Source organism: Acinetobacter minutum (genome assembly GCF_035916735.1).
Classification (GTDB): domain Bacteria; phylum Pseudomonadota; class Gammaproteobacteria; order Pseudomonadales; family Moraxellaceae; genus Acinetobacter.
This window is the reverse complement of the sequence record NZ_JAQIHG010000042.1, coordinates 572-15,000: the sequence shown is the minus strand read 5'-3', so window position 1 is coordinate 15,000 and position 14,429 is coordinate 572. Positions and strand designations below refer to the sequence as shown.

Here is a 14,429-nt window from a genome sequence, read left to right as displayed (position 1 = left end):
GGTGGTCAAGCGTAACTCCCAGCACGATTTTCACATCAAAATGCCGGTATCACCGAGGGCCAGGAAGCTCAATCCATTATTGGGGGATGCCTGGGAAGCACGTTTGATTGAAGTTGAACATGCAGGAAAGCTCAGGCGTTATATCACTTCATTAACTGATTCAAAGACCTACCCACTCAAAGCCTTAGCGAAGCTTTATGCTCAGCGCTGGGAAATAGAAATGTGTTACCGGGAAATAAAAAGTGATTTACAGGATGGGAAACATTTAAGGAGCAAGCAACCTGATTTGGTTTATCAGGAATTATGGGGCGTATTGATTGCGTATAACGTGCTGAGAAGACAAATGAAATACATGGCTCAACGCGTAAAGGTGAGTCCATTGAGAATCAGCTTTCATCTTGCCTCCATCAGCATTCTCAATATCTTAAGGCATACCCCTTTAGAGTCAGCAGGCAATTTACCTAAACATTTAGAAAGCTTGTTGGAACAAGCCAGGATGTATATCTTGCCGGAGAGAAGGAAAAGAAATTGTCCGAGGGTTGTGAAGCTAAAACCACAGAAATACCCAAGAAAATGCCAGTCAATTTCTTAACTGACTGGCATTACATCTTGTGATGGCTTTTAGTGTGTTGAATCAGTTAGTTTTTTAATCGTGGGTAGCGGAAAACAATTGCGATCAGGGTGAAAACCGCCAGGACCCAACAGTAATAAACATTGCCAATGAGTTCGACTGGCGACATTTTCGCAATGGAACAGGCTAGCAGTAACTGTGCACCGTACGGAATCAAACCTTGTACCACGCAAGAAAAGGTATCCAGTAGAGCAGCCACCCGTTTTGGGTCCAGACCATATTCTTTCGCAACTTCACGCGCCATATCGCCCGATAGAATAATCGCAACCGTGTTGTTGGCCACAAACAGGTTGGAAAAAATCACCAGAAAACTCACGCCTAATTCACCCGCACGCTCACGGCCTACTTTGAACAGCTGAGTAAAGGCATAAATGCGCTCAATCAGCCATTGCAAGCCTCCTTCTTTTTGCATCAGGGCAGAGAGGCCTCCGAGAAACATAGAAAGCAAGGCAACTTCAAACATGCCGACAAAACCATCATAAATGGCATTATTGAGTTTCAGTAGATCAAATGTCGGATTGGCAAAAAGTCCAATCAAACCCGAGATCACAATGCCAATACTCAAAATCACGAGGACGTGCAAACGGCTAAAGGCCAGAAAGAACACTGCTAAATAAGGCAGGATGAGCCATAAGTTATATTCTTTATAAGCCAATGCCTGGGAATCATGGCTGGTCAGAATATAGATCATTAGGGTAACTAGAGCTGCTGGAAGTGCGATCCAGACATTGACCCTGAACTTGTCACGTAATTCGACACCTTGACTGCGTGTTGCCGCAATGGTGGTATCAGAAATCATCGACAGGTTATCGCCAAACATCGCACCACCGACCACAGCACCAATGGCATAAATTGCTTCAATATTAGTGGCTTGTGCAAAACCAAAGGCAATCGGAGCACATGCGGCAATGGTTCCCATTGAGGTACCCATCGCAGTGGCAATAAAAGCTGAAATGATAAACAGCATAGGCAGCACAAACGAAGGTGGAATAATCGATAAACCTAGTTGTACGGTGGCATCCACACTGCCAATCGTGCTCGAGACACTCGCGAATGCTCCGGCGAGCATAAACACCATAAACATCAAAATCAGGTTGGGGTGGCTCGCACCCGCAATGAATTCATCAATCGCTGTATTCAGTTTGTCTCGATACAACAGCACCGCCAAAATCAGAGCGGGTAAAGCGGCGACAGGCGCTTTGATCTGATAAAAAGCGAATTCGGTTCCAATCAGAGAATGATAGATGCCGCTGCCTAAAAAGATGGCCAGAAAAACAAGAAGGGGCAACAGTGCGAGCGCGCGAGCTTGCACTTTGCCCAAGGAAGAAGTGGTCATAAAAACAGGAAATACATACGAAAACCGCTAGTATAAAACAGCTTTTGCAATATCCGAAAAGTAAAAATGTAAGAGCTAACTCTATTTTTTTACAGTAATTTTTCTTGTTTAAAATAAGTGAATCTTAATATTGATGATTTTTAAAAAACTGAAAATTAGGAAGCTTTGATCATTGAGAAAAAAAATAAAATATAGATAAATGTAGCACACGGGTTGTTCTGCAAATATCAAGACCTATTGTGGCTTTTATGGCGCTGTGCAAGTGGCGAAAAATAGCGTTACAATGCGATGTCTTGTATTTCTACAAAACCAACTCCTCAGTTTTAAACAATTCAAGGAAATTACAACCCTATGTCACGTTTAGCCACCCGTTTTGATCAGATCAAATCTCAACAGCGTAAGGCCCTGGTTTCTTATGTCATGGCAGGTGACCCTCAACCTCAAGTAACGGTGCCGTTATTGCATCAAATGGTTGAAGCAGGGGTAGATGTAATTGAACTTGGATTGCCATTTTCAGACCCAATGGCAGATGGTCCAGTGATTTCACTGGCTGCGGAACGCGCTTTGGCAGGGGGAACCAATACCCTGGATGCGTTGAATATGGTGAAAGAATTCCGTCAAAAAGACCAGGATACCCCGGTGGTTTTGATGGGGTATTTGAACCCAGTTGAAGTAATTGGCTATGAAAAATTTGTTTCAACAGCCAAAGAATGTGGTGTGGATGGCGTATTGCTGGTGGACTTGCCGCCAGAAGAAGCCGCAGATTTTGATACCGTGCTGAAACAGCATGATATGGATCAAATCTTCCTCCTTGCGCCAACATCAACCGATCAGCGTATCCAGCATGTGGTGAAACAGGCACGTGGTTTTATTTATTATGTTTCCCTGAAGGGGGTAACAGGTGCAGCCACACTGGATGTTGCTGAAGCAGCAGAACGCATCCAGAAAATCAAAGCGGTGACTGATGTGCCAGTGGGTGTGGGTTTCGGAATTAGCGATGCTGCTTCTGCGAAAGCGATGGGTAGTGTTGCCGATGCGGTCATTGTCGGAAGTGCATTTGTCAAACAATTTGCAACATTGGCACCAGAACAAGCCGTAGAACAAACGGTTAATAAAGTCAAGGAGCTTCGAGCTGCGCTCGATGAGTTAGTATGAATCAAGAAGTGAAATCAGGGAAAATTCTTAGCCCATCGACGCCATGGACTGCACGTGCAGTGCCGGGTATCCAAAAAGCCGATGAGCAACAAGCACTTAAATCTACGTTAACCGAGCCAACGATTGAGTGCCCTGAGTGCCATTCATTGGTGACGCTGACTGCCATCTCGTTTAATGCACATGTTTGCCCGCAATGTGACGAACATTTGCGTATGAAAGCGCGTGATCGTTTAAACTGGTTCTTTGACCATGTGCAACACGAACTGGGCCAGGAATTTGTTGCCAAAGATCCTTTGCATTTTGTCGATAGCAAGCCTTATCCAGAGCGTATGCGTGAAGCGCAAAGCAAAACGGGTGAAACCGAAGCGCTTGTGGTGATGCAAGGTACACTGAAAAATACCCCAATGATTGCCTGTGCCTTTGAATTCGACTTCATGGGTGGCTCAATGGGTACTGTTGTGGGTGACCGTTTTGTTCAAGCCGCTGAACGTGCGATTGAAATGCGTCAACCTTTAATCTGCTTTGCAGCTTCAGGTGGTGCACGCATGCAGGAAGGGATGTTATCTCTGATGCAGATGGCACGTACTTCTGCTGCAATTCAAAAAATGAAAGATGCCGGTTTGCCATATATTGTCGTTTTGACTCATCCAGTCTACGGTGGCGTAACGGCATCATTGGCGATGTTGGGCGATGTGCATATTGCTGAGCCTAAAGCCATGATCGGTTTCGCAGGTAAACGTGTAATCGAGCAAACAGTTCGTGAAAAGCTAGAAGAGCCGTTCCAGCGTGCTGAATACTTACTTGAGCATGGTGTTGTTGATCAGATTGTTCATCGTCACGCATTACGTGATACTGTATATCGTATTATTGCGAAACTGATGAACTTATCTTGAACAACGCTCCACTTGTAACGGATACCTTAGACACATGGCTCGATTATTGGAGCCATGTGCACGTCACAGGCATTGATTTGGGCCTTGAGCGCGTCTTGCCTGTAGCGGAGAAACTCGGAATCACTCAACCTCAGGCTAAAGTGCTGACGGTTGCCGGAACCAATGGTAAAGGTTCAACCACGACTACTTTGGCGGCCATACTCACGGCGCAAGGTTATAAAGTCGGACTGTATCAATCTCCGCATATTTACCGCTTTAATGAGCGCGTTAAATTGTCGGGTATTGAGGTGGATGATCGAAGTCTGGTTGAAGCGTTCGTTCAAGTGGATCAGGCACGTCGTGCCTGTGATTTAAGCCTGTCTTTTTTTGAAGCGACCACTCTGGCCGCTTTTGTCATTTTTAAACAGCAGCATTGTGACGTTTGGGTACTCGAAGTTGGTTTGGGTGGACGTCTTGATGTGGTCAATGTGATTGATCCTGATTTGGCGGTGATCACCAATATTGGTCTGGATCATACCGACTGGTTGGGCGACAGCATCGAACAAATTGCCTTCGAAAAAGCCGGTATTATTCGTCCGCAGATCCCTGTGGTATTTGGTGGATTGCAAACCCTTCCGCAGGCAATCCAGCAAAAAGTAGAAGAATGCCAAGCCAAACTGTATGTTGCGGAACGTGATTACTTCTATCAAATGGCTGAAGATGGCCAAAGTTGGATATTGGCTGCACCGGGTACTACGCTAAAATTACCTGTAGGCACATTGGCACTAGAAAATATTGCGACGGCTGTGGCTGCTGCTTTGCTCAGTGGTTTGCAGATCAGCCAGGCGGCCATTGCTCAAGGGATTACGACCGCACATTTAGCAGGTCGTTTTGAACAGTGTCAGATTGCAAATAAAACCGTCATTTTTGATGCGGGGCACAATCCGCATGGTGTAGAGTTTTTGTTAAAGCAATTGCGCAATTTCTTAAAATATCATACACAGTACAGCGAAGTCGTGACGGTCTTTTCCATGCTGGCTGACAAAGATATTGCGGCTGTGGTCAACTTGTTGAAAGGCTCAATTACACAATGGAAAATTGCGCCATTACAAGTACCCCGTGCAGCACCAATTGAACAGCTACAACACGCTTTGCAAGGTGAAGCAGTTGTGCAATATGATACGATTCAACAGGCCTTTAAAGCAGCCTTGGACGAGACTAAAAATAATCAATTAATTTTGGTGTGCGGTTCGTTTCATACATTAGAAGCGGTCTGGGAGTATTTGGAAGAATGTCAATGAATAACAGACAGCGTTGGATGGGTGGCGTTGTTATATTAGGTGGCGGTGTTTTATTGGCAGCATTACTTCTAAAAGGTAATCAAGAAATACATCAAAAAAATATTCAGACCTCTGCACCTGCTGAACAGCTAGAACAAAAAAATCCAGCACAAAATAATGCTCAGGCACAATTTCAGTCGTTAACAGTCGATGTTGAAACTGAAAAGCGATTGCTTGAAGAGCAACGCCGTGCCCGTGAAAAAGCAGTCGCAGAACAGGAAGCCCGTGCTGCTGAATTTCTAGCAATGCAACAACAGGCTGAAGCTGAGGCTGCCCGTAAAGCCGCGGAAGAGTATGCGGCTTTGAATGCCTTGCGTACACCAGCACAACAGAGTTCAGACAATATTCCTCCCGAGTTGGCAGAAGAACAAAAAGCCAAAAACAATTTGCTTGCGGAGGAGAAGCGCACTGCGGAACTAAAAAAGACTGAACAGCAAAAGCTAGAGGCTGAGAAAAAACTAGCAGAACAAAAACGTCAGCTTGAAACGGCTCAAAAATTAGAAGCCAGCAAGAAGGCGGAAGAAGAGCGAAAGCGACAACTTGCCGATGCCCAACGTAAGCTAGAAACCGAACGTAAGCTTGTTGCTCAGCGCCAGGCTGAGGCAGAGCGTAAAGCAGAAGCTGAACGTAAAAAGATAGAAGAAGCCAAGGCAGCCGCCAAAAAACAGGCTGAAGCTGAAAAGCTACGTGCCGAAGCGAAAAAACGTAAAGCTGAGGAAGAAGCCAAGAAAAAGGCGGAAGCAGCGAAAGCCCGTGATTTGCTAGAAAATGGTGATAAAAACTGGATGGTACAAGTTGCACTGGCCGCAAATCAGGCCAATGCTGATGCAATTGTGTCGAAGCTGCGTGCTAAAGGTTATAAAATTACCACCAGTCCGACTTCTAAAGGGATTCGTATTATGGTGGGACCTGCTAAAGATCGTGATACGGCAGATGTGACACGTCGCAAAATTACCAGTGATGCTAGCTTGAATATGAAATCTGCCTGGGTCATTGACTGGGTGCCGCTCGACAAGCGATAAATCAGATCATCTTCGCTTTATGATGGATTCGACAGTTGCTGTTGAATCCATTTTACATTTTCAGGCTGAAATAGTGCCTCGATATTGAACCAGATCGGGTGAAAGCCATAATTTCCCTGTCTCATTTCCCGCACTGCTTCAGCAATCGGCCATTGCTGAAAAATAATCCGGTACATCGCCACACTCGCGCCGGTACGGTCAGAACCATGATAGCAATGAATGAGTACTTTCTTATTCTGTTGTTGTGCTAGTTGTATCTGTTGCATGACTTGCAATAAGTCTTCACGATCAATCGCCCAAGTATGAATCGGGACATGAACGACCTCAATACCGTGCTGAGGCAGTAGTTTTTGATCGAGGTTACTAGAACGAAGATTGATGACCAGATTGATCTGTTGCTGTTGCAATAATGGCAATAAAGCAGCTTGAGGCTGTTCACTACGGAACAATCCTGCATCGACCTGATAGAAATTGTATGGGGTAGAGAGGGCTGTCGCCCAAGTGTTTGGACGTTGTTGTTCTGGTAATGCTGTCGTGGTCATACAACCTGAAAGTGGGCTTAAGCAGAGCAGTAGACTGATAATTTTTTGATTCATAGTAATGTTGAGCATCGTGGTGCAATCGTGTTCTGTTATAGCATCTCATTAGAAGTATTAAATTAAAAAATGACAATCGGTCAGCCTGATGTCAAAGATTAATAAAAAAGAAAGCCTATCGATGTTGGATAGGCTTGGAGAAAAGGAAGAAAGGTTAAAAAAATTAGTGTTTGTCTGGCTGTGGAGTTAAACGTAAATAGGGCTTAATTACCTTGTAACCCTGAGGGAAACGTTGTTTAAGCTCGGCTTCATCCTTAATCGATGGCACAATCACAACTTCTTCACCTTGTTGCCAGTTTGCAGGTGTGGCCACTTTGTAGTTATCTGTGAGCTGCAAGGAATCGATCACGCGCAAGACTTCATGGAAATTACGTCCTGTTGAAGCCGGATAAGTAATGATTAAACGGACTTTTTTATTTGGATCAATAATCACTAAAGATCGTACAGTTAAGGTGTCGCTAGCATTCGGATGAATGAATCCATACAGATCAGACACTTTACGATCCTGATCGGCAAGGATCGGGAAGTTCACGGTGGTGTTTTGCGTTTCATTAATATCCTGAATCCAGCCGTGATGTGATTCGACATCATCAACAGAAAGGGCAATCGCTTTGACATTGCGTTTGGAAAATTCATCTTTCAGTTTTGCGGTAAAGCCGAGTTCTGTCGTACAGACCGGGGTGTAATCCGCTGGATGGGAAAATAAAACGCCCCAGCTGTCACCTAGAAATTCATAGAAATCAATAAATCCTTCGCTCGATTGCTGTTGGAAATTGGGTGCGGTATCGCCTAAACGCAGTGTCATTCTTTGGTCCTCATGATGTGGGTTTATTTTTGGGATGAAACGACTATGGCGCAATTCTTTAGCAAATAAAAATATGGTTTTTCTATTTCTTTATGAAAATAATGAATATGAATGAATTAATGATCGTAAAAATCATGCAGAAAAAAACGCCTGTAGTCGATGTATGTCGGCGGTAAATTTGTTAAATTGTGCAATGCCCAACCGAATAGGCGCTAGAACCTATCCTTAGGATTTTTTAATTTGTAGGGTGCAAAGCCCTTGTACTTCACATTTCTAGCTCCATAATAACGGCTGAGAAAAAATTTATTCATTTGACAAGCAAGATTTAGAGAGTTTATTCATGTTGGCAAGTCTGATCGGAGGTATCTTCGGTACAAAAAATGAGCGCGAACTCAAGCGGATGCGTAAAATTGTCGATAAAATCAATGCGCTCGAGCCGACGATCTCAGCTTTAAGCGATGCGGACTTATCTGCGAAAACTCCAGAATTCAAACAACGTTATCAAAAAGGCGAAAGCCTTGATCTTTTATTGCCGGAAGCTTTTGCGGTCTGTCGTGAAGCTGCAAAGCGTGTGATGGGCATGCGTCATTATGATGTACAGCTCATTGGTGGTATTACCCTGCATGAAGGTAAAATCGCCGAGATGCGTACCGGTGAAGGTAAAACCCTGATGGGAACCTTGGCCTGTTATCTGAATGCATTAAGTGGTCAAGGTGTGCATGTCATTACCGTAAATGATTACTTGGCACAACGTGATGCCGAGTTAAACCGCCCACTGTTTGAGTTTCTTGGTTTGAGCATTGGGACAATTTACTCGATGCAAAACCCGGTAGAAAAGGCTCAAGCCTATCAAGCTGATATTACCTACGGTACCAATAACGAATTCGGTTTCGACTATCTGCGTGACAACATGGTGTTCTCACTGGCCGAGAAAAAACAACGCGGTCTGCACTATGCCATTATCGATGAAGTCGATTCCATTTTGATTGATGAAGCACGTACACCGTTGATCATTTCTGGTCAAAGTGAAGACTCTTCACAGTTGTATGCCGCAATTAACAGTATTCCACCTAAACTGCATCCGCAAAAAGAAGAAAAAGTCGCTGATGGCGGTCATTTCTGGATTGATGAAAAACAGCGTTCGGTGGAAATGACCGAAGCCGGTTTTGAAACTGTCGAGCAAGAACTGATTGAGATGGGGTTACTGGCAGAAGGTGAGAGTCTGTATTCTGCCGCGAATCTGAATCTGGTCCATCACGTGACGGCAGCCATTCGTGCGCATTATCTGTATCAGCGCAACGTGCATTACATCATCCATGAAGGTGAAGTCATCATTGTGGATGAAAATACCGGCCGTACCATGCCGGGTCGTCGCTGGTCAGAAGGTTTGCATCAGGCGGTTGAAGCCAAAGAAGGCTTGGAAATCCAGCCAGAAAACCAGACACTGGCCACCACAACGTTCCAGAACTATTTCCGTCTGTATAAGAAACTGTCCGGTATGACTGGTACGGCAGATACTGAAGCGGCGGAAATGAAAGAGATTTATGGTCTGGATGTGGTGATTATTCCAACGCATCGACCAATGATCCGTAAAGACCTTAACGATTTAATTTATTTAAACCGTAATGGTAAATATAACGCGATCATCAATGAAATTCGCAACATCCGTGAAGCTGGTGTTGCACCGATCCTGATCGGTACCGCAACCATTGAAGCCAGTGAAATCCTGTCGGAAAAACTGCTTGAGGCGGGTATTCAGCATGAAGTCTTGAATGCCAAACAGCACGAACGTGAAGCGGATATTATTGCGCAAGCTGGTAGTCCGAATGCGGTCACCATTGCCACCAACATGGCGGGTCGTGGTACCGATATTCTGCTCGGCGGTAACTGGAAAGCCAAGCTTGCGAAACTGGAAAACCCAACTGCGGAAGATGAAGCTCGTTTAAAAGCGGAATGGGAACAGGACCATGACATGGTCTTGAGTTCAGGTGGTCTGCATATTATCGGTTCAGAGCGTCACGAATCCCGCCGTATTGACAATCAGCTCCGTGGTCGTGCCGGTCGTCAAGGTGATCCAGGCGTATCACGTTTCTATTTGTCGCTTGAAGATGACTTGATGCGTATCTTTGCCGGTGACCGTGTGGTAGGCATGATGCGTGCGATGGGCTTACAAGAAGATGAAGCCATCGAACACAAGATGGTCAGCCGTTCGATTGAAAATGCCCAACGTAAAGTGGAAGCACGTAACTTTGACATTCGTAAGAACCTGCTGAAATACGATGATGTGAATAATGAGCAGCGTAAGATCATTTATTCACAACGTGATGATATTTTGGCAGAAAACACATTGCAGGATTATGTTGAAGAAATGCACCGTGATGTTATGCAGGGTGTGATTGCCAACTTTGTGCCACCTGAATCGATTCACGATCAGTGGGATATTCCGGGTCTGGAAAATGCCTTGCGTGTGGATTTGGCAATTGATCTGCCAATCCAGCAATGGCTTGAAGATGACCGTCGCCTCGACGAAGAAGGTTTGGTGGCGCGAATCACCGATGAAGTGATTGCACGCTATCGTGAACGTCGTGAACAGATGGGCGATGAGTCTGCAGCGATGCTTGAGCGTCATTTCATGCTGAGCTCGCTAGATCGTCACTGGAAAGATCATCTGGCTGCGATGGACTACTTGCGTCAGGGCATTCATTTACGCGGCTATGCGCAGAAAAATCCAGAGCAGGAATACAAGAAAGAAGCCTTTAATCTGTTTGTGAATATGTTGGGTGTGATCAAATCGGATGTCGTAACCGATCTTTCGCGTGTGCATGTACCAACTGCAGAAGAACTGGCCGAGTTAGAAGCGCAACAACAGGCGCAAGCGGAAGCGATGAAGTTGAGTTTTGCCCATGATGAAGTCGATGGTCTGACCGGCGAACTTCATCCACAAGAGGATGCACAGCCTGCTCCAACAGCCCACTTTACACCGCCTGCAAGCCGTAATGCACCGTGTCCTTGCGGATCTGGACTGAAATACAAACAGTGTCACGGCAAAATCTAATACTCTAGATGGTCAGTCAGAGTAAAAAAGCGGAATTTTGATTCCGCTTTTTTTATGTTTACCAGATATTGCAAAGGGCAATTAGTATTTGCAGCCGAAGAGCGTTGCATGCTATTAACTTGCACATTGCATCCGGACAGCAGGAATACCGCATGAAAACAGGATTAAGTAGCTTAGGTTTGGCTATATTACTATTGCCAGTGATGAGTTTTGCCAATACACCCCAGACCACCACCATCCCAACAGCACAGAAAACCACCACCAATTTAATTAGTCCACGTACGGGTATTCGCTATACTTTGAGTAATACGGGTGATCGTCCTGTCATTTTGAAGACTGCAAATATTACTGCCGCGGATGCCAATACGGTTAAGCGTATTGTGGCTAACAATCCTGCCTTGTCCGCAGCGAGTCAGGAAAAAGCCAAACAAGCCTTACTATCTGTTCCTGGGCAACTGGCGGCGAACTAAGGCTTGTAGGTTTTGTATCAACCGGTTCTTAGGCCGGTTTTTTATTTTGATAAAACACATGCACAGAAAATAGGTGAAATGTCGTCTGACTCTCGATTTTTAGCTGCATTTCCACTAAGCTGTGAGTTTTTTCCACAACATATTCATTGGACGTTTAAAAATGGCGGTTGGTGACGTAACGATGCCACACATGCATGTGGTGCACGGGGTAAAGATTGGCTCAGCAGAAGCGTATGTGCGTTATCCGAACCGCCGAGATCTGGTGATTTTTGAATTTGCTGAAGGTACAAATGTAGCGGGCGTCTTTACCCAGAATGCGTTTTGTGCGGCACCTGTGCATGTGTGTAAAGCTCATTTGGCACAAACCAACTCACGTTATTTAGTGATCAATACCGGCAATGCCAATGCAGGGACAGGTAAAACCGGCATGGCAAATGCGCAAAAAACCTGTGAAAAACTGGCAGAACTTGCAGGCGTGACGGCAGCCGAAATTTTACCTTTTTCAACGGGGGTGATTGGTGAACAATTGCCAATGGAGCGTTTACTTTCTGGTTTGCAACCGGCTTTAAATACGCTGAATGCGGAAGCTTGGGTGGATGCTGCAACCGGAATTATGACCACAGACACGACACCGAAAGGTGCTTCTGAGCAGTTTGAACTGGATGGTATCACTTACACGATGACCGGCATTTCAAAAGGCGCGGGTATGATCCGTCCGAATATGGCCACCATGCTCAGTTTTGTGGCGACCGATGCACCGATTTCCCGTGCCTTGGTACAACAGCTACTTAGCACGACTGTAGAACAGTCATTTAACCGGATAACTGTCGATGGTGATACCTCGACCAATGACTCCTGTATTTTTGCAGCGACAGGTCAAGCGGGCGGTACGGAAATTACTTCAGCCGATGATACACGTTATGCGGTCGTGTTGGATGTTTTGACCCGGATCATGAAACGTCTGGCGCAACTGATTGTGCGAGATGGTGAAGGGGCAACTAAATTTATTACCATTACGGTAGAAGGTGGTGCGGATACTCAAGAATGTTGCGACATTGCCTATAGTATTGCGCATTCTCCATTGGTTAAGACTGCAATCTTTGCTTCTGATCCAAACTGGGGACGTATTCTGGCTGCGATTGGTTATGCCGGGGTAAAAAATTTGGATGTTGAAAAAATTCAGGTGTGGCTCGACGATGTCCAGATCTGCAAAGATGGTGGTGCCGCAGAGGATTATACTGAAGAAGCAGGTGCACGCGTCATGGCGCAGACAGAATTGACCATCCGTGTTGACCTAGGCCGTGGTCAGGCCAAAGATACAGTGTATACCTGTGACTTGTCTTATGACTATGTCAAAATCAATGCGGATTACCGCTCCTGATTCACCTCATTTCAGTAAAGCCTCATTCTTGAGGCTTTTTTCACGATTGATCTTTTGATGTAAATCCCCATATGTACTTTAAGGTACAGCGTGGTGACTTACCTAAGTGTAAATGCCAGTTGATGACTGGTGAATGGATAGAGAAGACGTTTTATGAATGATGCGACTTTAATTGCGAATGAAGCAAAATCTATTGTACAAGCGCATTTGGATCGTTTAGGAGAGCCGAAAGAAATTCGTCTCACTGATGAAGCGAAACAACAGAAATTCGAGCAGATTAAAGCAGAACTCAAAAAACGTGATGCTGTCCTTGTTGCGCACTATTATTGTGATCCTGAAGTTCAAGAATTAGCTGAACTAACCGGTGGTTGTGTGTCTGATTCACTAGAAATGGCACGTTTCGGTCGTGATCATGCAGCATCTACTCTGGTCGTTGCTGGGGTGAAATTCATGGGTGAAACGGCCAAGATTTTATCGCCAGAAAAAACCATCTTGATGCCTACCCTTGAAGCAACTTGTTCCCTTGATTTAGGTTGCCCTGTGGATGAGTTCAGCAAATTTTGTGATGAGCATCCTGATCATACGGTTGTAGTGTATGCCAATACCTCTGCTGCAGTAAAAGCTCGTGCGGATTGGGTGGTGACTTCAAGTTGTGCGGTAGAAATTGTTGAGCATCTGGATAGTTCGGGTGAAAAAATTATCTGGGCACCGGATCAGCATTTAGGTCGTTATATTCAGAAAAAAACCGGTGCAGATATGCTGCTTTGGGATGGTGCGTGTATCGTGCATGAAGAATTCCGTTCACGCGGAATCGCCAATATGAAAGCGCTGTATCCAGATGCAGCTGTTTTAGTCCATCCAGAATCACCAGAATCGGTCGTTGAAATTGCTGATGCAGTGGGGAGTACCTCCCAATTAATCAAAGCCGCGCAGACTTTACCGAATGAGCGTCTAATTGTGGCAACAGATCGTGGCATTTTTTATAAAATGCAGCAGGCTGTGCCAAACAAAATCTTAATTGAAGCCCCAACAGCGGGTGAAGGTGCGACTTGCCGTTCGTGTGCGCATTGCCCTTGGATGGCTATGAATGAGCTCGATGGCATTCTAGAAGTATTGCAGAAAGGTGATCAGGAAATTCATGTGGATCCAGTGTTGGCACAGCGTGCCAAAGTGCCGCTTGATCGTATGTTGGCGTTTAGTGCAAGCTTAAAACGCTGATATTGATCAAAAAATGCTGAAAATGCTGTATAAATATACATTTGAAGCTGATTTTTAACTTTTTTTAAATATAGGTGTTGACGTCTCGGGGCGTCACGCCTAGAATGCACACCGTACCGCACGATGTGCGATACAGCGAAAGCTGAGATGAATCGGAGCATAGCACAGCCTGGTAGTGCACCTGGTTTGGGACCAGGGGGTCGTAGGTTCGAATCCTACTGCTCCGACCAATTCTTCAAGGCAGAGTTATCGCATGGTATTTTATCATCGATTAAGCGCCTGTAGCTCAGTTGGATAGAGCATCCGCCTTCTAAGCGGATGGTCACAGGTTCGAATCCTGTCAGGCGCGCCATTTGGTCGCTTGGTATTAAGAACCAAATATTTGATGGTGGATGTAGCTCAGTTGGTAGAGCCCTGGATTGTGATTCCAGTTGTCGCGGGTTCGAATCCCGTCATTCACCCCAATTTCGGAGCATAGCACAGCCTGGTAGTGCACCTGGTTTGGGACCAGGGGGTCGTAGGTTCGAATCCTACTGCTCCGACCAATT

Annotated in this window: 12 protein-coding genes and 4 tRNA genes; 13 read left to right on the top strand and 3 right to left on the bottom strand. The window is 45.3% G+C overall.

All coding sequences use genetic code 11. The annotated features are described in order from the left end of the window. Positions 1 to 592, top strand: a 592-nt coding sequence (locus PAE54_RS11735) for a transposase (RefSeq protein WP_326519570.1), incomplete at its 5' end; no start/stop codon positions are given. 46 nt (positions 593 to 638) lie between these two features. Here the strand turns inward: PAE54_RS11735 and PAE54_RS11730 are convergent. Next, the gene (locus PAE54_RS11730) at positions 639 to 1,967 is read right to left on the bottom strand and encodes a Na+/H+ antiporter NhaC family protein (RefSeq protein ID WP_326519569.1); all 1,329 of its coding nucleotides are present in this window, start codon (positions 1,965 to 1,967) and stop codon (positions 639 to 641) included. Positions 1,968 to 2,318: 351 nt separating this feature from the next. Here PAE54_RS11730 and trpA point away from each other — a divergent pair, with 351 nt between their 5' ends. From trpA to PAE54_RS11710, 4 genes are read left to right on the top strand one after another with little or no spacing between them, the layout of a single operon-like run. After that, positions 2,319 to 3,122, top strand: coding sequence for a tryptophan synthase subunit alpha (gene trpA / locus PAE54_RS11725; RefSeq protein ID WP_326519568.1), 804 nt, complete (start codon positions 2,319 to 2,321; stop codon positions 3,120 to 3,122). Continuing rightward, a complete protein-coding gene (gene accD, locus PAE54_RS11720) occupies positions 3,119 to 4,015 on the top strand; it encodes an acetyl-CoA carboxylase, carboxyltransferase subunit beta (protein ID WP_273778540.1) in 897 nt (298 codons plus the stop codon). The genes trpA and accD overlap by 4 nt, the downstream gene beginning before the upstream one ends. After that, the gene (gene folC, locus PAE54_RS11715; protein ID WP_326519571.1) at positions 4,009 to 5,295 is read left to right on the top strand and encodes a bifunctional tetrahydrofolate synthase/dihydrofolate synthase; all 1,287 of its coding nucleotides are present in this window, start codon (positions 4,009 to 4,011) and stop codon (positions 5,293 to 5,295) included. Before accD ends, folC begins: the two co-directional genes overlap by 7 nt. Beyond that, positions 5,286 to 6,356, top strand: coding sequence for an SPOR domain-containing protein (locus tag PAE54_RS11710; RefSeq protein ID WP_273778541.1), 1,071 nt, complete (start codon positions 5,286 to 5,288; stop codon positions 6,354 to 6,356). The genes folC and PAE54_RS11710 overlap by 10 nt, the downstream gene beginning before the upstream one ends. A 17-nt stretch (positions 6,357 to 6,373) precedes the next feature. On the opposite strand, the gene PAE54_RS11705 is transcribed toward PAE54_RS11710, so the two are convergent. After that, positions 6,374 to 6,952: a dual specificity protein phosphatase family protein gene (locus PAE54_RS11705; protein WP_326519567.1), complete on the bottom strand. Its 579-nt coding sequence runs from the start codon at positions 6,950 to 6,952 to the stop codon at positions 6,374 to 6,376. Between the two features lie 163 nt (positions 6,953 to 7,115). Next, positions 7,116 to 7,757 (bottom strand): peroxiredoxin, encoded by a 642-nt coding sequence (locus PAE54_RS11700; protein ID WP_326519566.1) that lies wholly within the window; start codon positions 7,755 to 7,757, stop codon positions 7,116 to 7,118. Positions 7,758 to 8,097: 340 nt separating this feature from the next. Here PAE54_RS11700 and secA point away from each other — a divergent pair, with 340 nt between their 5' ends. The 8 genes from secA to PAE54_RS11660 all read left to right on the top strand — a co-directional run bounded on the left by secA (position 8,098) and on the right by PAE54_RS11660 (position 14,426). After that, positions 8,098 to 10,812, top strand: a complete 2,715-nt coding sequence (gene secA / locus PAE54_RS11695; protein WP_326519565.1) for a preprotein translocase subunit SecA — start codon at positions 8,098 to 8,100, stop codon at positions 10,810 to 10,812. A gap of 152 nt (positions 10,813 to 10,964) precedes the next feature. Further along, positions 10,965 to 11,282 (top strand): hypothetical protein, encoded by a 318-nt coding sequence (locus PAE54_RS11690; protein ID WP_326519564.1) that lies wholly within the window; start codon positions 10,965 to 10,967, stop codon positions 11,280 to 11,282. A gap of 160 nt (positions 11,283 to 11,442) precedes the next feature. Then, positions 11,443 to 12,663, top strand: a complete 1,221-nt coding sequence (gene argJ / locus PAE54_RS11685) for a bifunctional glutamate N-acetyltransferase/amino-acid acetyltransferase ArgJ (protein WP_326519563.1) — start codon at positions 11,443 to 11,445, stop codon at positions 12,661 to 12,663. 153 nt (positions 12,664 to 12,816) lie between these two features. Next, on the top strand, positions 12,817 to 13,881 hold the full coding sequence (gene nadA / locus PAE54_RS11680; RefSeq protein WP_326519562.1) for a quinolinate synthase NadA: 1,065 nt from the start codon (positions 12,817 to 12,819) through the stop codon (positions 13,879 to 13,881). Positions 13,882 to 14,034: 153 nt separating this feature from the next. Beyond that, positions 14,035 to 14,111, top strand: a tRNA-Pro gene (locus tag PAE54_RS11675). A 45-nt stretch (positions 14,112 to 14,156) separates the two neighbouring features. Continuing rightward, positions 14,157 to 14,233, top strand: a tRNA-Arg gene (locus PAE54_RS11670). 36 nt (positions 14,234 to 14,269) lie between these two features. Beyond that, positions 14,270 to 14,345, top strand: a tRNA-His gene (locus tag PAE54_RS11665). Between the two features lie 4 nt (positions 14,346 to 14,349). Beyond that, a tRNA-Pro gene (locus PAE54_RS11660) sits at positions 14,350 to 14,426 on the top strand. Positions 14,427 to 14,429 lie beyond the last annotated feature (3 nt).

Coding starts and splice junctions, on each gene's coding strand:
- PAE54_RS11730 (WP_326519569.1), bottom strand. CDS start 1,967: ATGACCACTTCTTCCTTGGGCAAAGTGCAAGCTCGCGCGCTCGCACTG.
- trpA (WP_326519568.1), top strand. CDS start 2,319: ATGTCACGTTTAGCCACCCGTTTTGATCAGATCAAATCTCAACAGCGT.
- accD (WP_273778540.1), top strand. CDS start 3,119: ATGAATCAAGAAGTGAAATCAGGGAAAATTCTTAGCCCATCGACGCCA.
- PAE54_RS11710 (WP_273778541.1), top strand. CDS start 5,286: ATGTCAATGAATAACAGACAGCGTTGGATGGGTGGCGTTGTTATATTA.
- PAE54_RS11705 (WP_326519567.1), bottom strand. CDS start 6,952: ATGAATCAAAAAATTATCAGTCTACTGCTCTGCTTAAGCCCACTTTCA.
- PAE54_RS11700 (WP_326519566.1), bottom strand. CDS start 7,757: ATGACACTGCGTTTAGGCGATACCGCACCCAATTTCCAACAGCAATCG.
- secA (WP_326519565.1), top strand. CDS start 8,098: ATGTTGGCAAGTCTGATCGGAGGTATCTTCGGTACAAAAAATGAGCGC.
- PAE54_RS11690 (WP_326519564.1), top strand. CDS start 10,965: ATGAAAACAGGATTAAGTAGCTTAGGTTTGGCTATATTACTATTGCCA.
- argJ (WP_326519563.1), top strand. CDS start 11,443: ATGGCGGTTGGTGACGTAACGATGCCACACATGCATGTGGTGCACGGG.
- nadA (WP_326519562.1), top strand. CDS start 12,817: ATGAATGATGCGACTTTAATTGCGAATGAAGCAAAATCTATTGTACAA.